Here is an 18,923-nt window from a genome sequence, read left to right as displayed (position 1 = left end):
CTTTAAACATGATACAACCGGCGAGAGCGCCGGTTTAAACTTTTAAGAATTTGCGAATCGACATCAAGCTTCCCCATACACCGATAACGGCTCCGATCAGCACAAGGATCGCTGAAATTTGGAAGACGAACGGATTGTACGGCAAGAGCTGTATGAATGTGCCCTGAACTTTCGGAGCGATCCACTTAACGGCATGATGATACGTTCCGAGCAAAATAGCGATCGGAATGATAGAACCGCATACGCCTAAGAGCAGACCTTCAATGAAGAACGGCCAGCGAATGAACCAGTTTGTCGCGCCTACAAGTTTCATAATCTCGATTTCTTTGCGTCTTGCAAAAATCGTGATTTTGATCGTATTAGAGATTAAAAACATCGCCGTAAACAGCAGGCCGACAACCAATGCAATCCCGATTACTTTGGTGACACCGCTGATTTTAAACAGGCGGTCTACCTGCTCCTGCCCGTATGTCACCTTATAGACGTTGGTCAGCTTCTCAAGCTTCTTGGCAGCTTTCGGTGTGTCTTGAGGGTCTTTTGTTTTTACGACAAATGCATCGTTCAGCGGGTTTTCCTGCTCGAACATTGCAAAGAATTTCCCGTCTTCGCCAAAGCTGTCTTTCAGGTTTTTCAGCTCTTCATCTTTAGATGAATATTTGACACTGCTGATTTCCGGTATTTGTTTAATTTCTTTTTCCAATGTATTTTTTTGGTCCTGGTTGGCCGTCAAGTCAACAAGCACTTTGACTTCGACTTCCTGTTCGGCTTTTAATGTCATATTGTATACGTTCAGCATGATGACCATGAACACGCCGACCAAGATAAGTGTAACTGTTACAGCACTGATGGATGCGAAAGTCATCCACGCGTTTCTCCCGAGAGATTTTAAGCTCTCGCGCAAATGCCGTCCGAGAGTTCTAATCATAAGAACCATACTCCCCTCTAGCTTCATCACGCACAATGACCCCGTCTTCGATTGCGATGACCCGTTTCTTCATGGTGTTTACGATTTCTTTGTTATGAGTCGCCATAACGACTGTTGTTCCGCGGTTGTTGATCTCCTCGAGCGTCTTCATGATTTCCCAAGACGTCTCAGGGTCAAGGTTTCCCGTCGGCTCGTCAGCGATCACGACATCAGGGTCGTTGACGATTGACCGTGCAATTGAAACCCGTTGCTGTTCTCCCCCGGACAGCTGATCAGGGAATTGCCTTGCTTTGTGCTTCAGCTGGACAAGATCAAGCACTTCAAGCACTTTTTTTCTGATCACCTCTGGACGCTCCCCGATGACCTCTAAAGCAAATGCAACATTTTCAAACACCGTCAGCTTTGGCAGCAGTTTAAAGTCCTGGAATACAACGCCGATTTTCCTTCTGATAAAAGGAATCTCTTTTTCTTTGAGCTGCGCCAAATTTTTATTGTTTATGACAATCTTCCCTTTGGAAGGCTTTTCTTCGCGGTAAATCATTTTAATGAAGGTTGATTTTCCTGCTCCGCTCGGTCCTACAACATAAACAAATTCCCCGGGATATATAGAGATGCTTATTCCGTTCAGCGCCGAGACCCCGTTGGAATAAGTCTTATATACATCTTTTATTTCGATCATGTAATCACCTAATCTTCTATGTTTATACGGTCATACTCTTCGAAAGGACATGTCGTTTTGTGTCCTGCTAAATTCACGGTAAACGGTATTGATCCAAGCCCTTTTTCAACAACACCCATTATACGTCAAGATTAGACAAAATGATATTACAGTTTTGTTTCAATGCCGACATAAGTTATAGGAAAAACGCAAAATCAGACAAAAAATTTGTACTTTGGGCCTTTTCTGAGATAAAAGAACTTGTTTTTTTCGTTCTTTAATAGGTATAAAGGCCTTTTCAACAAAAAAAGAACCTTTTTCACCCGAATGTGAAGAAGGTTCTCTTCGCCTCCTGACCGGCAAGGCATTCTTATTTTTTCTCTGAAAGCCACTTCGCGACCGCTTCAGCTTCTTTTTCGTCTACAAGATTGCCAGGCATTCCGCCGCGGCCGTTGACTACAATGTCTTTAATTTCGCTTTCCTTATACTTGCCGCCAACTTCTTTCAAGCTCGGGGCGGAACCGCCGGACAAATCCTTACCATGGCAGCCTGTGCAGTTTTGCTGGTAAATCTCTTCCCCGTCCGTTGCAGTTGCTTGCCCGCCTGTGTTTTTCTCTTTGCTTTCATTGTTATTGCCCCCGCAGGCAGCCAGCACAAAAGAAACAGCCATAAACAGAGTAAACAGCTTCATTTTCATTTTTTTAAGTCAGCTCCTTTAACAAGTCAACCTTTATTATAACCTCGATTACGCGCGTTTAAAACCCTCGCCAAGCACCTCTGAAGCATCCATCGCAATGACAAATGCAGACTCATCAATGTGTTTCACGAGTTGTTTCAGCTTTGTGAACTCGGTCTGGCCGACCACGCACATCAAAATGGGCCGCTCATCATCTGTATAGCCTCCGACCGCTGATATTTTCGTAATCCCTCTGTCAATTTTATTCAGTACCGCATGTCGAACTTCCTCTTCCCGGTTGGTAATGATCATCGCCATTTTGGAACGGTTCAGCCCGACCTGGATAACATCGATGGTTTTGCTTGATATATAAACGCCAAGCATAGCATACAGTCCCTGTTCGATGTTAAAAACAAACATCGCCGACAGGACGATCGTTCCGTCGATCAGCGCCAAACATTTGCCTTGCGAAAGCCCGGTGTACTTATGAATGATTTGCGCAGCCAGCGCAGTCCCGCCTGTAGAACCCCTTCCGAGAAAGACCATCCCGATACCAACTCCGATGCCGACACCGCCGAAAATGGCGGCTAAGAGCGGATTCTCTGTCGCCGGAGCAATGTCCCGTGTCATATATACGATAAAGGGGAGAAAAACAGACCCGACAAGCGTTTTAATGCCGAATTTTCCTCCGAGTATGAGAATCCCGGCAATAAATAAAGGAATATTAAATGCCCATTGCACATAGGCAGCTTCAAAGCCGAATGATTGCAAAATGGTGCTGATGCCGCTGACTCCGCCGGCTGCAATCCGGTTGGGAAGCAGAAACATATTAAATGTCATAGCGACGACAGCTGATCCAAACAGGATATAGCCGTAGTCACGCAACACCGCAAACAATTGATGTCTCGTTTTATCCATATTCATATCTGTCATCCTCCGCACGATTCGTTACCAATCGAGAGTATAGCATTTAGCTTATTGTAAGTAAATAACAGCCAAATAACGTATTAATCGGATAAAGCGGCAGAGGGACAAAGCTTCTTACGGCTTAGGCTGAACATATCCAGGCGGATTTACCCGCAAAAAAAAGACACATCTCACAATATGGATGTGTCTTTCTCCAATTTAGGAAAGCTTTGAACGCAAATATGCGTCGATGAAAGAGTCAATGTCTCCGTCCATAACCGCCTGCACGTTCCCCATTTCCGTGTTCGTTCTATGATCCTTCACTAGGGAATACGGATGGAAAACGTATGAGCGGATCTGGCTTCCCCAGCCGATTTCTTTTTGTTCGCCGCGAATTTCGTCAAGCTGTGCCTGCTGCTCTTCGATTCTGCGCTGATACAGCTTCGACTTCAGCATTTTCATGGCACGTTCGCGGTTTTTAATTTGTGAGCGCTCCGTTTGGCAAGTGACGATGACGCCTGTCGGCAAGTGGGTGATCCTGACGGCGGAGTCTGTCGTATTGACGTGCTGCCCGCCGGCGCCGCTTGCCCTGTACGTATCGACTTTAATATCTTCCGTACGGATCTCAATGTCGATTTCTTCGTTGAATTCAGGCATGACATCACAAGACACAAACGACGTGTGCCTGCGCCCTGATGAGTCGAACGGAGAAATTCTGACGAGCCTGTGTACGCCTTTCTCGGCTTTTAAATAGCCGTAGGCATTGTGTCCTTTGATCAGGAGAGTGACAGACTTGATTCCTGCTTCATCCCCTGGGAGGTAATCAAGGGTTTCCACCTTAAATCCGCGGCGTTCTGCCCACCTGGTGTACATTCTGAGAAGCATTGAACCCCAATCCTGTGATTCGGTGCCGCCGGCTCCCGGGTGAAGCTCAAGGATCGCATTGTTTTTATCATACGGCTCGCTTAACAATAGCTGCAGCTCAAATTCGTTAAATTGCTTTGTTAAGCTTTTCAGCTCGCTGACCAGTTCATTTTGCAAGTCTTGGTCAGGATCTTCTTTTAAAAGATCGTGTGTCATTTGCAGTTCTTCATGAGATTCGCTCAACTTGTTATACGTGTTGACATAATCTTTTAACGCATTCGCTTCATTAATGATCGTCTGCGCTTTCTGCTGATCTCCCCAAAAGTCAGGGTCAGCCATCTGCTCGTCTAATTCGCTGATTCTTGCTTCCTTTGTTTCGAGGTCAAAGAGACCCCCTGAAGTCCGCTAATCGAGTAGCCATATTTTCAAGTTCCTGTCTGATTTCTGCCAATTCCATTATTCTTTCACCTCATCATAGATTTCAGCCTGTTCAAAATAAAAAGAGGCGTGCACCTCTTTTTATTCTGTTCTTCCGCAGCAGTTTTTATATTTTTTTCCGCTCCCGCAGTAGCAAGGATCATTGCGTCCGATATCCACCGCTTTGCGGACCGGTTTTTTCTTCGCTTGTTTTTCCTCATCGCCTTCTTTCGGCTGATGGGCTGTCGTCTGTCCTTGAATGACCTCTTCGCGCTCAAGGTTGTTTTCAATTTCAGCCTTCATGACGAATTTGGCTACATCATCTTCGATGGCCGCGATCATGTTTTCAAACATTGCAAAGCCTTCCATTTGATACTCGCGAAGCGGGTTTGTCTGAGCGTAAGCGCGCAGATGAATTCCTTGACGCAGCTGATCCATCGCATCGATGTGATCCATCCATTTCGTATCCACTTCGCGGAGAACGATGACTTTCTCAAATTCGCGCATTTGTTCAGAGCCGTACCGCTCTTCTTTTTCATCGTATTTCGTCTTGATCCGGTCATAAATGAGCTCTGTGATCTCCTCAGGCTCTTTTCCGAAAATGTCGCTTTTCTCCACTCCGCCCTCATCAAGGAAATTCGCATTTACAAGCTCGACAAGGCCTTCAAGATTCCACTCTTCAGGCAGATCTTCCTTTGGCGTGTATGAAGCAACAGCCCTCTCAAGTGAAGCTTTAATCATATTTTCGACGATGGAGCGGAGGTTGTCGGAATCGATGACCTCAAAGCGCTGTTTATAGATGACCTCACGCTGCTGGCGGAGCACGTCATCGTATTGCAGAAGCTGCTTACGGGCATCAAAGTTGTTGCCTTCCACACGCTTCTGTGAAGATTCGACCGCTCTTGAAACCATCTTGCTCTGAATCGGCGTCGAATCGTCCATTCCGAAGCGGTCAAGCATCGCCATCGTCCGTTCTGCACCGAAGCGTTTCATTAATTCATCTTCCATGGAAAGATAAAATTGGGTGATACCAGGGTCCCCCTGACGGCCTGAACGTCCGCGCAGCTGGTTGTCAATCCGCCGTGATTCATGGCGCTCTGTACCGATAACGGCCAGTCCGCCAAGCTCTTTTACACCTTCGCCAAGCTTGATGTCCGTACCACGTCCCGCCATGTTGGTCGCGATGGTGACCGCGCCTTTTTGCCCGGCATCTTCGATAATCTGGGCTTCCCGCTCGTGGTTTTTCGCGTTTAACACCTGATGCGGAATGCCTTTATTTTTAAGCAGCTTTGAAATCAATTCAGATGTTTCAACCGCAACCGTACCGACAAGAACCGGCTGACCGACCATATAGCGCTGGGCGACATCCTCTGCAACAGCTTTAAATTTTCCTTCCATGGTCCGGTAAATTAAATCCGGGCGGTCATCACGGGCAATCGGCTTGTTGGTCGGAATCGTTACAACCTGCATGTTGTAGATGTTGCGGAATTCTTCTTCTTCCGTTTTTGCCGTACCCGTCATCCCTGCCAATTTTTCATACATGCGGAAATAGTTCTGGAAGGTGATCGTCGCGAGCGTCATGCTCTCATTTTGGATCTCAAGCCCTTCCTTCGCTTCAATGGCCTGGTGGAGCCCGTCGCTGTAGCGGCGGCCTTTCATCAGACGGCCTGTGAAAGAGTCGACGATAACGACCTGGCCGTCTTCGACGACGTAATCGACGTCTTTATGCATCGCCGCATGGGCTTTAAGCGCCTGGGCAATATGATGGTTTAAGGCAACATGGCGGACATCAAACAAGTTTTCGATGCCAAATGCCTTTTCGGCTTTTGTCATCCCTTCTTCAGTCAGCTGAACGCCTTTTGTTTTCACATCGTATGTGTAGTCCTGATCCACTTTTAACGTGCGGACAAACGCATTGGCCTGAACGTACAACTTTGTGGATTTGGCCGCTTGTCCAGAAATGATGAGCGGCGTTCTTGCTTCATCGATCAAAATCGAGTCGACTTCATCGATGACTGCAAAATGAAGCGGACGCTGAACCATCTGCTCTTTATAAAGCACCATGTTGTCGCGCAAGTAGTCAAAGCCAAGCTCATTATTCGTAGAGTACGTAATATCGGCTGCATAGGCTTCACGCTTCTCGTCTTTTGAAAGGCTGTTCAGGTTTAAGCCGACTGTCAGCCCGAGAAATTCATAGATTTTTCCCATCTCTTCAGCATCGCGGCTCGCCAGGTATTCGTTGACCGTCACGATGTGAACGCCTTTCCCTGACAAAGCGTTCAAATAAACGGGCATTGTGGACGTCAGCGTTTTACCTTCCCCCGTTTTCATTTCGGCGATATTCCCTTCATGAAGGGCAACGCCTCCCATCAGCTGAACCTTAAACGGGAACATGCCTGTCACGCGCCGGGAAGCTTCCCTGACAACGGCAAACGCTTCAGTCAAAAGGTCGTCAACTGTTTCGCCTTTTTCAAGGCGCTCTTTGAACTCGATTGTCTTTTGTTTCAAAGCTTCGTCTGAAAGCCTCTCTATATCTGCCTTGAGCGCATCAATCTCGTTCGCTTTCTTTTCATAACGGCTGAGCGTGCGTTTTGTCGGATCAAACACTTTATTTAAAATTCCAAGCATAGAATAACGCTCCTCTTTATTTTCCTTGTTTAAGTATGAGTAAACAGTAATTTTTATATATGCAATATCATATCATACCTTTTGTCATTTCCAAACAATTTACCGCGGGGAAACGGAAAAAATCCCCTCTGCGGAAGATCCGGGAGGGGACTTGATATATTTATTCGTTCGGTTCGATCAAACCGTATTTTCCGTCGTTTCTTCGGTAGACCACATTGGTCAGATTGGTTTCGGCGTTCGTGAATACAAAGAAGCTGTGTCCAAGCATATTCATTTGTAAAATCGCTTCTTCATTATCCATCGGTTTTAAATTAAAGCGTTTTTGACGGACAACCTGCGGCTGTTCATCCTCAGCGTCATCCTGCACGGCCGTTCCGATGCCGTTTTCTTCGGCAAAAACATACTTCGGAGAACCTTTTTCGCGGAATTTCCGGTTCACTTTTGTTTTGTGCTTGCGAATTTGACGTTCCAGTTTGTTCGTTGCGAGATCGATTGCATTGTACATATCTTCGTGGTGAACTTCCGCACGGAGAGAGAGGTCTGTCATTGGAATTGTCACTTCCACCTTAGATTCCTGATCGTTGTAGAATTTCAAGTTGACGTGAACAATCGCATCAACGTTATTTTCAAAATAACGCTCAAGCTTTCCAATTTTCTTCACGACGTGTTCTCTTAACGCTGGTGTTACCTCAATGTTTTCTCCTCTGACGTTGTACTCCATCAAAAGAACGCCTCCTTTATATTAAGGATATGTAAATACATTTCGTCTTTTCCCTGCTGAATTCCTGCATAAACGTAAAAATTATGTGAAAAATCCGTGAATTTTGACGAAGATTGTCTCCTGTCATTTGAACCCCTTTATTAAATCTTAAATATATTCACATGCGAATAAAATCAGAACGCCATTTTTGCTTTTTAAAAAATATGGCATACACCTGTCAGGTGTATGCCGTCAATGGATAACGTAAGGTCTCATGCATTGGTGGATCGTTTTCATCCATTCCCGATAAAGCGGTAAAAAATGATGGGTTAAGTCATGCTGAAATTCAGCAGACGGATAATTGTAATAAATCAGACTGTCAAACTCACGGAAGACTCTGTCAAAAAAACGAATCGAAGATTTGGCACAGCTTGTCTCCAAAATCGACAGCAATACAGCGTGCGACGAATCCAACTGAAAAAAAGCATAGATTAAATCGTTAAAAATCCGCTCTCCTTCTGTCTTCGCCAAATCTTGATTCGCTTCTATTAAATAGCAAAACCCCTCTTCAATCGTAAACAAAAGCTGATAATAAGTCGTTAAGAGCATGTAATCGTCGGTGCTTGTCAAAGCGATCACCTATTTGCGCTTGTCATAATATGTGCCGTCAATCGTCATGTTGGCGTACGGATTGATATAGGAATGATGCATGGCTCGCTTCTGCTTCGCCTGAAGCAGCTCATGTTTGACAGCCTGCTGCAGCCTTTTCAGTTCGGCCATGAGCAATGGCTCCATATCCGTCACTTGCCGCAGCTGCTGCTTTTCTGTCTCAGAAAGAGGCGGCTTGATCTCCTTGATCAAGCCATCGCGTTTTTCAAGAAAAGCTTCGATTGCCTGAACCAGCTCATCACTTTCCGGGGCGTCTTTTATTTGAGCGAGCATATGTTTTGTTTCGCTGTACAGCAGCTCAATCTTTTCCATTATGCCAGCCCGCCCGATCCGAACCGGCCCTGCCGTTCGATTTGAAGCGCTTGCTTCCAGGCATCGCGTAAATCTTTAACATACCCTTCGACTTCCGTCACGATATCTTTGTCATTGCGAATGTTGGCTTCAACCAGGCGGCGGTGGATATACTCGTACATTGCCCCCATTGATGCGGCCAATTCGACTTTCCGGTCAAGAGTGATATTGAGCTCCTGAATAATCTTTTGAGCTTTAACAAGGTTCGTATTTTTCGTTTCCATATCCTCTTGTTCAATCGCCTGTTTCGCCAGCTTCATAAATTTAAGGCAGCCATCAAATAGCATAAGCGTCAATTCTCCAGGGGTCGCCGTGTTGATTGAATTTTGCTGATAAGCTGCATACGGGTTGTTTAAAGCCATTCTTGATCCTCCAAACTACGATTATTGTCCAAGCAATTGCGCCAAATATGTTGATTGTTCATTCATTTTTTGAATTGCTTTTTCCATCGCCGTGAATTTTGTGTAATAGCGATTTTCGATTTGTTTCAGGCGGTTATTCATGGACGAAATATCGGTTTCAACTGTATTTAAGTTTTTCCCAATCAAGAATTGATTGTTTGCCATTGATGAATTTCCCGCTTTATCTTCAATCTGTTTCTTCGTATCAGTTAAAACAGACTGAATCCGCCTCAATATCCCTTTTTCATTATAGTTTTCAGTACTGCTAGTTCCCGCCATAAAAAGGTTAGCCACACTGTCGGGGTCCTCTGCGATCTTTTCTCTCAGTTTTTTTTCGTTTATCTCTAAATGACCGCGCTGACTGTAAACGCTTGAAGTAGAAATTCCAAACTGGGTAAGTTGCAGCGATTCTCCATTAGCAGATACATTAGCGTAAAAATCAGTCCGCATTTGGTTGGTGGCGCCGCTTAAAATCGTGTCGCCCCTTAACAATCCGCTTTTCGCTTTTTCTTCCCATAGCTCAATTTGCTTTTCCGTCATATCTTTTTTCTGTTCTTCTGTCAGCGGCGTATAGTCGCGGTATTTCTTTTCCGTGAGCTTTCCGTTGACCATATCGATCAATTCATTGTACTGTGTAACAAAATCTTTAATCTTTTCGTATATACCGTCCACATCAGTAGATACATCTATCGAAACGGGGCTGTTTGTCGTATTCTTCAGCTGATATGTCACATTATTAACGGTAAAGTTGTTCGTTGTCTTCTCAATCTGCAACCCGTTGATGATAACTTCGGCATTTTGACCGGCTAGACTGGCTGTCAGCTTGTTGTCTGCGTCAAGCGCAAAACCGAGTTGATTAGACATAAAGTTCGCCGTCGCATCATCAGCTGCCTGTATGCTGCCCCCTGCGCCGGTTGCTTTTGATGTGAAAGCGATCGTTTCCACATATTCAGAACCGTTATAAATCTTTTCTTTCATAGCGGTTACGCCCAAGTTTGATTTGTTGATTTTGGAAACGATGTCATCCAGCGTATCCGTGCTGCTGACACTGATTTCAACTTTTTTTGCAGTCGTTTCTCCAGGAGCTGTCACTTGGAAAGTTAGCGTTTGATCGCTCCCTGTATACCCTGAAAGGCTGGAAGATTTATAGGTGGCCGCAGTTGCCAGCTTGTTGATTTGAATCGTGCCTGATGCCGCATTCGTGGTGCCTGTTGCCGTAACAGCCGACTCGTTAGAGCTTGTCACCTTTTTCGCGCCGTACGTGCTGGGACGGAGCATAAGGTTGATTGATTCCTGCAAATCTTTAATTTTTGTATTGATTTCACGATAGCTGTCGCGCTGCCATTCCAAAGTCTGTTTCTTTTGCGTGAGCTTATCAAGCGGAACTCTCTCCGTCTTCATTAATTTACTGATAATCTCATCAATATCCATTCCTGAAGCTAAACCAGATATCCTCATTACCATACCTTGTACACTCCTGTTCTATGTAGTTTGATCGACAATTAATCCCATAAACTCCGCCATCGCCGCATAAAAATCGAGCCACTCCTTTGGCGGGATCTCGCGTACGACTTCCTCCGTCCGATTGTCCACGACCTTCACATAATACTCTCCCAATTTTTCGTGAAGCACAAACTGAAGGTGGACTTGAGACGGCTCCAAAAGATTGTTTGCGCCTTGTACCGTTTTTTCAAGCTGAGCAAATGTAAATTCTGCAGCGTCCGTCTGCTGCGGACGTTCCACAGCTTCGTACTGTTTATTCAACATCTGTGTTTTGTAAGCATTAATAATGGGTTCTAAAGATGACAATCTATTGATCGACAATTTTCACCATCCCCTATGCTATGATCTAAAACTTATATCGGCAGTAAGAGAGAGAGATTCAATATATTCATGGAAAAAATTAATGAAAGGCAGTAGGAACTAGCCACTTAAAGTATATTTAAATATTTTAAGAGTAAAGACCATGTTAGAATCTCCTTTTTATAACACATGAAATATTTTTCAATAAATTTTCAAATTTGTTATTTGTTTCAATGTTATAATTAAATTGAAAATATCTACAAGAAAGGGGATTTGTTCATGAAAAAAATATTTGTGTCGCTGGCAATAGCCTTTGTATTGTCATTTGGTTTTTACTCATCTTCGAAGGCAGCAGTATTAGCTCGAGTAGCTGTATACCCTGGTGAAATTCGCCAAAGCGCTGATATTTTTCATGGCGTTGGGGAGGGGGATTTCCGGTGCAGATTTTATAATGCAACACGTTTAGGCGGTGGTACATGTTCACTTTATGAAATTACTCCAGATGGAAGAAATAAATTAGTTGCCTCTTCCAGTGTAGATTACTCGCTACAACAAGAAATTCAGACAGTTTATACAGATCCAGATCTCCTCTACTATATAAAAGGGAAGAATTCTGCACTAAGTGGTACAAGAACACTTATTATTAGCGAATTCTCTAATTAATAGACATTCTATATTGAGACACTCTAAGATCAATAATTGAATATCTCTTATCTAACCTTTTAAAAAAGATCTTAGCAATCTTTACTGGGATTGATATTCCAATAAAAAAGACCTCGGCAAAAGCCAAGGTCTTTTTAAGTAATTAACGAAGCAACTGAAGTACGTTTTGTGGCTGTTGGTTAGCTTGAGCAAGCATAGCTTGAGAAGCTTGAGAAAGAATGTTGTTCTTAGTGAACTCGCTCATTTCTTTAGCCATGTCAACGTCACGAATACGAGACTCAGCAGCAGTTAGGTTCTCACCAGAAGCACTCAAGTTGTTGATTGTGTGTTCTAGACGGTTTTGAACCGCACCAAGTTTAGAACGTTGAGTAGATACTTGTTTGATAGCATTATCAATTGCGCCTAGTTGATTTTTGAAACTGAATTTAGCTTTATCTTCATCAGAAAGGTCTGTTCCATCTGCGGCTTTACCAGTCAATTTAGTAACATCGATATCAGCAATTTTAAAAGAATTTGTAGGGTCAGCTTCATCGATTGTTCCTATATCTTGGATTGACATGCTTGAGATATTTACAGACAATGTTTGCTCGCTGTTAGCACCAATCTGGAATGTAAGCTGCTCAGTTGCAAAGTCTCCGTTCAACAGTTTTTTACCGTTGAACTCAGTGCGGTCAGAGATACCTTTACTTGCACCGGCTTCAGTAGAACCGCCGATTTCTTCTTTAAGTGCTTTAATCTCATCTTGGATTGCTGCAAGATCAGTATTATCTTGAGTTCCTAAGTTGTTTGCTTGAACAGTAAGCTCACGAACACGTTGAAGGATGGAGTGAGTTTCAGTCAACGCACCCTCAGCTGTTTGGATAAGAGAGATGCCGTCTTGAGCGTTTTTCTGAGCCATTTCAAGACCGCGAATTTGTCCTCTCATTTTTTCAGAGATTGCAAGACCTGCAGCATCATCTCCTGCACGGTTAATACGAAGACCAGAAGAAAGTTTCTCCATGTTCTTTTGGCTTGCGCCGTTGTTTGAAGACAGACGGTTCAGCGTGTTAAGCGCTGCAATGTTGTGGTTGATTCTCATTGTATATTTCCTCCTTGAAATGTGTTTGATTGCACGTCCATGTGCATATTTTGGAGCATTCAGGCTGTCCTTCCTGCTACATACTTTATATCGGAGATGCCTTAAAATTGTTTATAGCAAAAATAAAAAAATCCTCACTTTTTTTGTGAGGACAATTTCGCAAGCAAATCGTTTGAGATGGAAGCGGCCCGGTTGTTTTCTTCCTGGATTGCCAAATAGATTTCCTTGCGGTGAATTTCGATATGCTTCGGCGCGTCAATGCCGATTTTCACCTGGTCGCCGTCAACGGATATGATTTTCACTTCGATATCGTCTCCGATTTGAATCGCTTCATTGAGCTTACGGGATAAGACTAACATGCTTCCCCTCCTATCGGCTGCTTTGTCAGATAAGAGGAGTCATGCAAAATCACTTGTTTGGCAAGCATTTTTCTGCGGTTCACGACAATCGGCGCCATCAAATTGGCCGTTGATTTCTCGAATGGCTCTTCGATCGTTAAAATCGCCATCACTTCAACGTCTTCGGCAGATTCGATTTCAAGAAGTTCAACCGTCGTTTCATCAAGATCAAAGCCATAATCTTTGAAAAAGACGAACGGACTGGCGACAATGAATGCAAGCTCTTCCGACTGCACCGACTGAAGGACGACAAACGGCGAATCCTCGGAAAGCGGCAGGATGACGAACTTCTTCTCCCCTGTAAATCCGGGTAGGCCGTTTTTAAACATGATCGTCTGATCTTCTTGAATTTGTGTTTCTCCGTGATACTTCGTTTTAATGATCATCATTCACGATCCTTTGCTAAATTACTTTTGTTTTGGGTATTCCACATCTATTTTTACCTCCGGATATTGGAGCATGTCAACCTTCACACTGCCTGGCGTATAGTTAACAACCGGTTTATTCGGCGTTGCTTCGATAACAGGCTTACGCGGTGTTGCTTCAATGTTCACTTTAGCCGGTTCATATGCGATCTTCACCCTGTCAAATGACGGCGTAAAATGAACGCCGATTTGAATCGGTTCAGGCTCGCTGATTCGTCTCGCCTGGTCTGCAAGCGGATTGCCTTCGATTTCAATCCGCATCATCTCGTCCCCTTCTTCAGCGGTCCGAGCCATTCCGGCAAGCCAATCCTGATAGCCTTGCTGCGCCCCTTCTTCAATCCTTTTAAAGATATGCTTTCTTTCTAAGTCTTCCCATGCTTTAGTCTGGTCAATCGTGAGCTTCGAAGGGGTAGTTGTCATCTCCAGTTCAGCCGGCGGCTGCTCGATTTTCAAGTCGGCGCGCGGCTGTTCCATTTTCAAATCCGGCGGCGTTGTTGTTAAACCGATGCGGCCCGGGATATTTTGCATGATCAGCCTCGGCATCTCCATTATGATATCCTCCTTTTGCTGAAAAAAAGCAACTCGGATAGAGTCGCTTTTATCTTAAAAAGTCAACCAGTGTCGGCTGAACAATTTTCGCGTTTACGGCAAGTGCAGCTCTGTGAACCGATTGCTGTGTAATAAATTCAGTAATGATTTCTTCAAGCTCAACATCTTCGTTGTCTGACAAAACTTTTGTCGCCGTCTCTTCCTGTTCGCTCAGCCGTGAATTGATCAATTCGAGCCGATTGTAGCGCGCTCCAATATCAGACCGCTCATTGCTCATCTGATTGGAAAACTGGTCAATGTCTGAGAGGGCGTTTTCCATCCCTTCCATTGTTCCCGCTTTTAAGGCGTTCTCGAGAGACTCAATCATTTCAAACACATTTTGTCCGCTGCCTGACTGCCCGCCGAAAGCCGAAATCGGATTTGAGTTTACATTTAAGGTTGCGTTTGGCGAAACATTGATGTTGACGTCAGAGCTGCTTGTATAGTTTTCAAAATTGTATGTGTACGTACCGTCGGCGTTTTTTGTGATTGGAGCGACGTCAGAGTTCGTACCGTTAAAGAGGTAGCGGCCGTTGACCTGCGTATTGGCGATCTGAATCAGCTGGTCTTTCAGCTGGCCGATTTCGACTCCGATCGCATTTAGTTCTTCTTCGCCGTTTGTACTGTTTTGAGCCTTAACAGTCAGCTCCCTGATTTTCCCCATGATATCAATGCCTTCTGTAATGTTCGTTTCCGTGTTTTCAAGCCATGTAAAAGCTTGGGAGGCATTGCTTTGATATTGTTTAACCTGGGACAATTGCGTATTGTACTTCAGGCTTTTCATTGCGACGACGGGATCATCGGACGCCTTTGAAATCTTTTTTCCTGACGAAATCTGGGATTGAAGCTTATCCAGCTTTCCATAGCTTGAATTGATGTAGCGCAAAGAGTTTTTTGCGATCATCCCTTGGGTTACCCGCATGAATCTTTACCTACCTTCCCACGACACCCATGCCGTTAATAATTTTATCGAGGACTTCGTCCTGCAGCGTTATCATTCTCGCAGCTGCGTTATAAGCATGCTGGAATTGGATCATGTTCGACATTTCTTCGTCTAATGATACGGCGCTTACAGACTGCCTGTTCAACTCAGCAGTGTTTACAAGCGTTTCTGTATTTTTAGCCAGTCTGTTTGTTTCCTGAGCTTTTACACCCATTTCACCGATAATACCTGCATAATAGTCTAAAACGGTCGTCGTTTTGTCGCCAATTTGAATTTTCTTGGTGAAGACATTAGCGAGATTTGTCGCGTTGGAGTTGTCGCTCGCTTCACCATTCAGCGATGCAGCGATTTTATCGCCTTTTGAATTCATGATCTCATCGGTTACTTTGATTTTGCCGGCAGCTCCCTTTGCAGGCTCAGCCTCTCCCCCGGTGAATTCAAAGAAAATGCCTCCCGGTTCTCCCGATGAAGTAAACCCGCTTTGATGGACTGCATTAAACTCTTTCGCAAAAGCAAGCGCCAGCGTATCCAGATCTGCGAGCATTTCAGGATACAAACCTTTTTCTTTACCGTTTGACATATATCCGTAAGACTCAATTAAACCGCGCAGCGATCCTTTGCTAGTAAACGAATCGATGCCGATGTCCGTCCCGCCGAGGGAAACACCTGTCACAAGGCCTGTATCGTTGTCGTAATTTACTTTGACAGTTTCAGTCGTGAAGTTTGGTCCGTCAAGAACCTTGCCCAGAGACTGGCCGTTTTCGTCCAGGATTTCGATTGATGCAATGCCTTCAGCGGTTGCAAGTGGGTTGCCGCCAGTTTTCGTATAGCTGACTTTGATATTAACCATTGAAGACAGTTCATCAAGGAGCTGATCACGTTTATCGTACAAATCATTCGGGAGATAGCCGTTCGGCTCGACTTTGGCAATTTGCTCGTTTAAGCTGTTCAGCTGTGACAAAAGCGAGTTGATCGTCATCACATTTTGATCAATCTGGTCGCCTAAATTTGATTGAACGGTTGTCAGCGATTTATACAGAGTGTTAAATGTCTCGGCGACCGCCTGCCCTTTTTGTCCGACGACAGAAGCAGCGCTCGGCTCGTGAGCGTTGTTCGTCAATTCCTGAATGGAATTCCAGAATGAATTCAGAACCTTGTTTAACCCGGTGTCATTCAGTTCATTCATAATCCCTTCCATTTGGTTAAAAGCGTCCACTTTTGCATTGTAATAGCCTGCCTTTGTATTCTGCGTCCGGTATTGATAATCCAGAAAGCTGTCTCTTACCCGTTCAACCGAACCGACCTCAACGCCTGTACCCATCTGGCCGGCAAGCCCGACAGAGTTTCTTGATACGGACGGATAAGGGGTTGACGCTTTAAATGTGACACGCTGTCTTGAATACCCTTCGGTATTGGCATTGGATATATTGTTCGCTGTCACGCTCAGAGCTGATTGCTGCGCGGACAAGCCTCTTTTGGCGATTTCCAGCCCTAAAAAAGTTGGGTTTGTCATCTTTTTCACTCCGTTCTAAGCTTTTGAGTCGAATAAAGAAAGCCGTTTTGTCCCGCCTGTCTGATTTGACTGCTGCTCTTTTCCATAATTCGAACCGCTTTCTTTCGGAAGGAGCATATCAAATGTAAGCGAGATAAATTGAAGCGACTGAAAAGTCAGCTGCTTATTCAAATCGTTCACATCCTTTAAACGGATGACGAGCTGTGAGAGCTTGGCATACAGCTGTTCCAGCACCTTTTTCTCGCCGCCCGCAGCTCTGCTGATACATGCGCTGATGGTCGCGTCCGAGCTGCCGATACAGCTTTTAGTTGCTTCAATGCGGGACTGCTCCGTTTGTTCAATGGCTTGCACATACTTTTGTTCTTTCGTCACGATTTCTGAAAGTGCCTTTATTTCGTTCGTCTTCAGCGCCTCCGTTTTTTGTTCCGACAGAGACAGCAGATGTTCATGCAGCACGCATAAGCGCTCCAGCTCTTCAATCACCCGTTTCACTGAACTGACTTCCTCCTTTTATTGCTGTTTATAAAAATTAACCATTTTTTCAGCTATGCCTTTGCCGTCCACTTTGTATGTTCCATTCTCCACGGCTGCTTTCAGCTGGGCAATTTTCTCCTGACGCTCCTTCATTAAATCAGGGCCTTTTTGCAGCTCCTTTGCTTTCGCAGAAATCTCAACTTTATCTTCCGGCTGTGCTGCAGCCTGGGAAGAAGCTGTTTGTTTTTCAAATGATTTATGATAAGGATTAACAGGTTGTGTTCCATATTGGTTGATCTTCATGGGATTCCTCTCACTTTCCGCCATAGTTATCTATGATCATACTCATTTTATCGTCTGAGCTTCAAGTTAGTTTAGGGAATCAGTCATTTTTAGGATTAAAGGTATAGTACGTGCCTTTAGAACTATTTCTCTTCTCTTTTTCAAGCTGCTCCAGCTGGTCCAATTGACTCATTTGCGATGCTAAATCTTGATCGCATGACAGGCAATAACGCCCCTCCCGAATAAGTGTGCCGCACCTTTCGCACGGATAGCCGAGATTCGGAAAATTGGAGATTTGAATGCGTTTCTGTCTGATGAACTTCAATATTAACTCTTCTTCGACACCTGTTTTTTCTACGATCTGAAACATTGTAGACTGTCGGTTTTCCTGTTTTTTCAGAAATTTATAAACGGTTTCAAACGCACGTTCTTCTTCTTTCAAGCATGAAACGCAAACGGTTTGAAAACTGCTTTTCATAAACAATGCATTACATCTTGGACAATTCGCCAATTGACTCATAAATTTTGACCCCTATCCTTAAATTCTATCTTTTATATCGGCAGGGAAAAAAAATGATTTAGCTTCGAATTAATGTAAATGATGATACAGATTTTGCCTCACCGGATGTCATCAGACAAGCAGCGGCATGATGAAGGGTCGCCCCTGTCGTATACAAGTCGTCGATCAATATGATATCCAGATTCTTTACCGATCCCTTTTCGGTTCTAAAAACCGTTTTGGGCTTGATCCGTTCTTTTCTGCTTTTTTTGGATTGTTTTTCATTTTCGATTCTGATCAAAGGATGCATAACGGGTTTTTTTAATAAGGAAGCAAGCCTCTCCGCCTGATTGAATCCCCGCTCCGCTTTACGTTCTTCACTGAGTGGTATCGGAACTAAAACAGCTGGAGTGCGGCGGTAATATTGGTGGAAAGCATTGATAAATAAAGGAGCAAAAGCGAAGACCAGTTCAGCATCACCTCTGAACTTAAAACGGGCAAGGACTTCTTTCATGAAGGTATTGTAGATATAGACAGAGCGGTTTTGCCTCAAAAGAGAGCGGGTTAACGGATCAGCTTCCCATTTTAGGCAGTCACCGCAAAGTTCTTCGCTCTCTTGGGGGCGCCCGCACTTAGGGCACACCGTTCTTCCTTCGATCCTGATAAAATTGTCTTTACATGCCCTGCATATTTTCTCTTCTGATCGTAAAAAGAATAAAGCGCGCCATGAAAGAGAATGTAAAAGAGGCGCTTCACAAATTAAACAATGCAGTTCATTTCCTCCCTTTTCGATTGCTTTCGCAAAGCGGGTTGTCATTCACCTTTCTGGCAGCTTCAGCCAAGGTGACGAGCATTGATGTATTTTTTTGTTTGTCAACGAGCTCTGCTTTTATGTAAGTCAGCTTCGACTCATCTGTTACATATTGCGGTTTTACTGCATTTAAAGCCAAGGCGAGCACATCCTCTCTGCACCTGCTGCACTTACAGCTCATGTGCAGCTGTTCGATATACTGATCAAACAACTCTTCCAAAACAGCCTCTTTAGCATTGACTAGCATCCGG

General features: G+C 44.4%; 24 protein-coding genes. 1 reads left to right on the top strand and 23 read right to left on the bottom strand.

What is annotated here, in order from left to right; translation table 11 throughout:
• Nucleotides 1-34 precede the first annotated feature (34 nt).
• From ftsX to flaG, 12 genes are all read right to left on the bottom strand, one after another.
• A complete protein-coding gene (gene ftsX, locus M1E06_RS02965) occupies nt 35-925 on the bottom strand; it encodes a permease-like cell division protein FtsX (protein ID WP_020453095.1) in 891 nt (296 codons plus the stop codon).
• Nucleotides 918-1,604, bottom strand: a complete 687-nt coding sequence (ftsE, locus tag M1E06_RS02960; protein ID WP_003185670.1) for a cell division ATP-binding protein FtsE — start codon at nt 1,602-1,604, stop codon at nt 918-920. Before ftsE ends, ftsX begins: the two co-directional genes overlap by 8 nt.
• Nucleotides 1,605-1,953: 349 nt before the next feature.
• A complete protein-coding gene (gene cccB, locus M1E06_RS02955) occupies nt 1,954-2,280 on the bottom strand; it encodes a cytochrome c551 (RefSeq protein WP_020453096.1) in 327 nt (108 codons plus the stop codon).
• Nucleotides 2,281-2,328: 48 nt separating this feature from the next.
• Entirely contained in the window at nt 2,329-3,183 is an 855-nt protein-coding gene (locus M1E06_RS02950) for a YitT family protein (RefSeq protein ID WP_020453097.1), read from the bottom strand.
• Between the two features lie 201 nt (nt 3,184-3,384).
• Nucleotides 3,385-4,486 (bottom strand): peptide chain release factor 2 gene (gene prfB, locus M1E06_RS02945; RefSeq protein ID WP_096748347.1). Its coding sequence is split into 2 segments (ribosomal slippage): nt 3,385-4,413 and nt 4,415-4,486, totalling 1,101 coding nucleotides; the frame shifts between segments, so codons are not numbered across the junction.
• A 62-nt stretch (nt 4,487-4,548) separates the two neighbouring features.
• The gene (gene secA / locus M1E06_RS02940) at nt 4,549-7,074 is read right to left on the bottom strand and encodes a preprotein translocase subunit SecA (protein WP_020453099.1); all 2,526 of its coding nucleotides are present in this window, start codon (nt 7,072-7,074) and stop codon (nt 4,549-4,551) included.
• A 160-nt stretch (nt 7,075-7,234) separates the two neighbouring features.
• Nucleotides 7,235-7,795 carry a ribosome hibernation-promoting factor, HPF/YfiA family gene (gene hpf / locus M1E06_RS02935; RefSeq protein ID WP_020453100.1) on the bottom strand — a complete coding sequence of 187 codons (561 nt, stop codon included), beginning with the start codon at nt 7,793-7,795 and terminating at the stop codon, nt 7,235-7,237.
• A 231-nt stretch (nt 7,796-8,026) separates the two neighbouring features.
• Nucleotides 8,027-8,404 (bottom strand): hypothetical protein, encoded by a 378-nt coding sequence (locus tag M1E06_RS02930; RefSeq protein WP_020453101.1) that lies wholly within the window; start codon nt 8,402-8,404, stop codon nt 8,027-8,029.
• A gap of 9 nt (nt 8,405-8,413) precedes the next feature.
• Nucleotides 8,414-8,755, bottom strand: coding sequence for a flagellar protein FliT (locus M1E06_RS02925; RefSeq protein ID WP_020453102.1), 342 nt, complete (start codon nt 8,753-8,755; stop codon nt 8,414-8,416).
• The gene (fliS, locus tag M1E06_RS02920) at nt 8,755-9,156 is read right to left on the bottom strand and encodes a flagellar export chaperone FliS (RefSeq protein WP_020453103.1); all 402 of its coding nucleotides are present in this window, start codon (nt 9,154-9,156) and stop codon (nt 8,755-8,757) included. The genes M1E06_RS02925 and fliS overlap by 1 nt, the downstream gene beginning before the upstream one ends.
• A gap of 21 nt (nt 9,157-9,177) precedes the next feature.
• On the bottom strand, nt 9,178-10,659 hold the full coding sequence (locus M1E06_RS02915) for a flagellar hook-associated protein 2 (protein WP_020453104.1): 1,482 nt from the start codon (nt 10,657-10,659) through the stop codon (nt 9,178-9,180).
• An 18-nt stretch (nt 10,660-10,677) separates the two neighbouring features.
• The gene (gene flaG, locus M1E06_RS02910) at nt 10,678-11,019 is read right to left on the bottom strand and encodes a flagellar protein FlaG (RefSeq protein ID WP_020453105.1); all 342 of its coding nucleotides are present in this window, start codon (nt 11,017-11,019) and stop codon (nt 10,678-10,680) included.
• 258 nt (nt 11,020-11,277) lie between these two features.
• Between flaG and M1E06_RS02905 the strand changes: the two genes are divergently transcribed.
• Entirely contained in the window at nt 11,278-11,661 is a 384-nt protein-coding gene (locus M1E06_RS02905) for a hypothetical protein (RefSeq protein WP_035337781.1), read from the top strand.
• A 142-nt stretch (nt 11,662-11,803) separates the two neighbouring features.
• Here the strand turns inward: M1E06_RS02905 and hag are convergent, their stop codons facing one another.
• From hag to M1E06_RS02850, 11 genes are all read right to left on the bottom strand, one after another.
• The gene (hag, locus tag M1E06_RS02900) at nt 11,804-12,739 is read right to left on the bottom strand and encodes a flagellin Hag (RefSeq protein ID WP_020453106.1); all 936 of its coding nucleotides are present in this window, start codon (nt 12,737-12,739) and stop codon (nt 11,804-11,806) included.
• A gap of 134 nt (nt 12,740-12,873) precedes the next feature.
• On the bottom strand, nt 12,874-13,098 hold the full coding sequence (gene csrA / locus M1E06_RS02895) for a carbon storage regulator CsrA (RefSeq protein WP_020453107.1): 225 nt from the start codon (nt 13,096-13,098) through the stop codon (nt 12,874-12,876).
• Nucleotides 13,092-13,523 (bottom strand): flagellar assembly protein FliW, encoded by a 432-nt coding sequence (fliW, locus tag M1E06_RS02890; RefSeq protein ID WP_035337783.1) that lies wholly within the window; start codon nt 13,521-13,523, stop codon nt 13,092-13,094. Before fliW ends, csrA begins: the two co-directional genes overlap by 7 nt.
• A 21-nt stretch (nt 13,524-13,544) precedes the next feature.
• Nucleotides 13,545-14,111 carry a DUF6470 family protein gene (locus M1E06_RS02885; RefSeq protein WP_020453109.1) on the bottom strand — a complete coding sequence of 189 codons (567 nt, stop codon included), beginning with the start codon at nt 14,109-14,111 and terminating at the stop codon, nt 13,545-13,547.
• Nucleotides 14,112-14,160: 49 nt separating this feature from the next.
• Entirely contained in the window at nt 14,161-15,072 is a 912-nt protein-coding gene (flgL, locus tag M1E06_RS02880; RefSeq protein WP_020453110.1) for a flagellar hook-associated protein FlgL, read from the bottom strand.
• Nucleotides 15,073-15,082: 10 nt separating this feature from the next.
• Nucleotides 15,083-16,606 (bottom strand): flagellar hook-associated protein FlgK, encoded by a 1,524-nt coding sequence (gene flgK, locus M1E06_RS02875; RefSeq protein WP_020453111.1) that lies wholly within the window; start codon nt 16,604-16,606, stop codon nt 15,083-15,085.
• Nucleotides 16,607-16,621: 15 nt separating this feature from the next.
• The gene (locus tag M1E06_RS02870; protein ID WP_023856391.1) at nt 16,622-17,098 is read right to left on the bottom strand and encodes a flagellar protein FlgN; all 477 of its coding nucleotides are present in this window, start codon (nt 17,096-17,098) and stop codon (nt 16,622-16,624) included.
• Nucleotides 17,099-17,116: 18 nt separating this feature from the next.
• Entirely contained in the window at nt 17,117-17,383 is a 267-nt protein-coding gene (gene flgM, locus M1E06_RS02865) for a flagellar biosynthesis anti-sigma factor FlgM (protein ID WP_020453113.1), read from the bottom strand.
• A 79-nt stretch (nt 17,384-17,462) separates the two neighbouring features.
• Complete coding sequence (locus tag M1E06_RS02860) at nt 17,463-17,882, bottom strand: TIGR03826 family flagellar region protein (RefSeq protein WP_020453114.1); 420 nt, start codon at nt 17,880-17,882, stop codon at nt 17,463-17,465.
• Nucleotides 17,883-17,940: 58 nt separating this feature from the next.
• A complete protein-coding gene (locus M1E06_RS02855; protein WP_026580174.1) occupies nt 17,941-18,678 on the bottom strand; it encodes a ComF family protein in 738 nt (245 codons plus the stop codon).
• Nucleotides 18,635-18,919, bottom strand: coding sequence for a late competence development ComFB family protein (locus M1E06_RS02850; protein WP_020453116.1), 285 nt, complete (start codon nt 18,917-18,919; stop codon nt 18,635-18,637). The genes M1E06_RS02855 and M1E06_RS02850 overlap by 44 nt, the downstream gene beginning before the upstream one ends.
• Between the last annotated feature and the right edge of the window lie 4 nt (nt 18,920-18,923).

The organism is Bacillus sp. AK124 (genome assembly GCF_053903085.1).
This window is presented reverse-complemented; position numbering and strand designations above follow the sequence as displayed.

Excerpts from the sequence above, each read along its gene's own strand:
- ftsX (WP_020453095.1), bottom strand. The coding sequence starts at position 925 with ATGATTAGAACTCTCGGACGGCATTTGCGCGAGAGCTTAAAATCTCTC.
- ftsE (WP_003185670.1), bottom strand. The coding sequence starts at position 1,604 with ATGATCGAAATAAAAGATGTATATAAGACTTATTCCAACGGGGTCTCG.
- cccB (WP_020453096.1), bottom strand. The coding sequence starts at position 2,280 with ATGAAAATGAAGCTGTTTACTCTGTTTATGGCTGTTTCTTTTGTGCTG.
- M1E06_RS02950 (WP_020453097.1), bottom strand. The coding sequence starts at position 3,183 with ATGAATATGGATAAAACGAGACATCAATTGTTTGCGGTGTTGCGTGAC.
- secA (WP_020453099.1), bottom strand. The coding sequence starts at position 7,074 with ATGCTTGGAATTTTAAATAAAGTGTTTGATCCGACAAAACGCACGCTC.
- hpf (WP_020453100.1), bottom strand. The coding sequence starts at position 7,795 with ATGGAGTACAACGTCAGAGGAGAAAACATTGAGGTAACACCAGCGTTA.
- M1E06_RS02925 (WP_020453102.1), bottom strand. The coding sequence starts at position 8,755 with ATGGAAAAGATTGAGCTGCTGTACAGCGAAACAAAACATATGCTCGCT.
- fliS (WP_020453103.1), bottom strand. The coding sequence starts at position 9,156 with ATGGCTTTAAACAACCCGTATGCAGCTTATCAGCAAAATTCAATCAAC.
- M1E06_RS02915 (WP_020453104.1), bottom strand. The coding sequence starts at position 10,659 with ATGGTAATGAGGATATCTGGTTTAGCTTCAGGAATGGATATTGATGAG.
- M1E06_RS02905 (WP_035337781.1), top strand. The coding sequence starts at position 11,278 with ATGAAAAAAATATTTGTGTCGCTGGCAATAGCCTTTGTATTGTCATTT.
- hag (WP_020453106.1), bottom strand. The coding sequence starts at position 12,739 with ATGAGAATCAACCACAACATTGCAGCGCTTAACACGCTGAACCGTCTG.
- csrA (WP_020453107.1), bottom strand. The coding sequence starts at position 13,098 with ATGTTAGTCTTATCCCGTAAGCTCAATGAAGCGATTCAAATCGGAGAC.
- fliW (WP_035337783.1), bottom strand. The coding sequence starts at position 13,523 with ATGATCATTAAAACGAAGTATCACGGAGAAACACAAATTCAAGAAGAT.
- M1E06_RS02885 (WP_020453109.1), bottom strand. The coding sequence starts at position 14,111 with ATGGAGATGCCGAGGCTGATCATGCAAAATATCCCGGGCCGCATCGGT.
- flgL (WP_020453110.1), bottom strand. The coding sequence starts at position 15,072 with ATGCGGGTAACCCAAGGGATGATCGCAAAAAACTCTTTGCGCTACATC.
- flgK (WP_020453111.1), bottom strand. The coding sequence starts at position 16,606 with ATGACAAACCCAACTTTTTTAGGGCTGGAAATCGCCAAAAGAGGCTTG.
- flgM (WP_020453113.1), bottom strand. The coding sequence starts at position 17,383 with ATGAAGATCAACCAATATGGAACACAACCTGTTAATCCTTATCATAAA.
- M1E06_RS02860 (WP_020453114.1), bottom strand. The coding sequence starts at position 17,882 with ATGAGTCAATTGGCGAATTGTCCAAGATGTAATGCATTGTTTATGAAA.
- M1E06_RS02855 (WP_026580174.1), bottom strand. The coding sequence starts at position 18,678 with ATGACAACCCGCTTTGCGAAAGCAATCGAAAAGGGAGGAAATGAACTG.
- M1E06_RS02850 (WP_020453116.1), bottom strand. The coding sequence starts at position 18,919 with ATGCTAGTCAATGCTAAAGAGGCTGTTTTGGAAGAGTTGTTTGATCAG.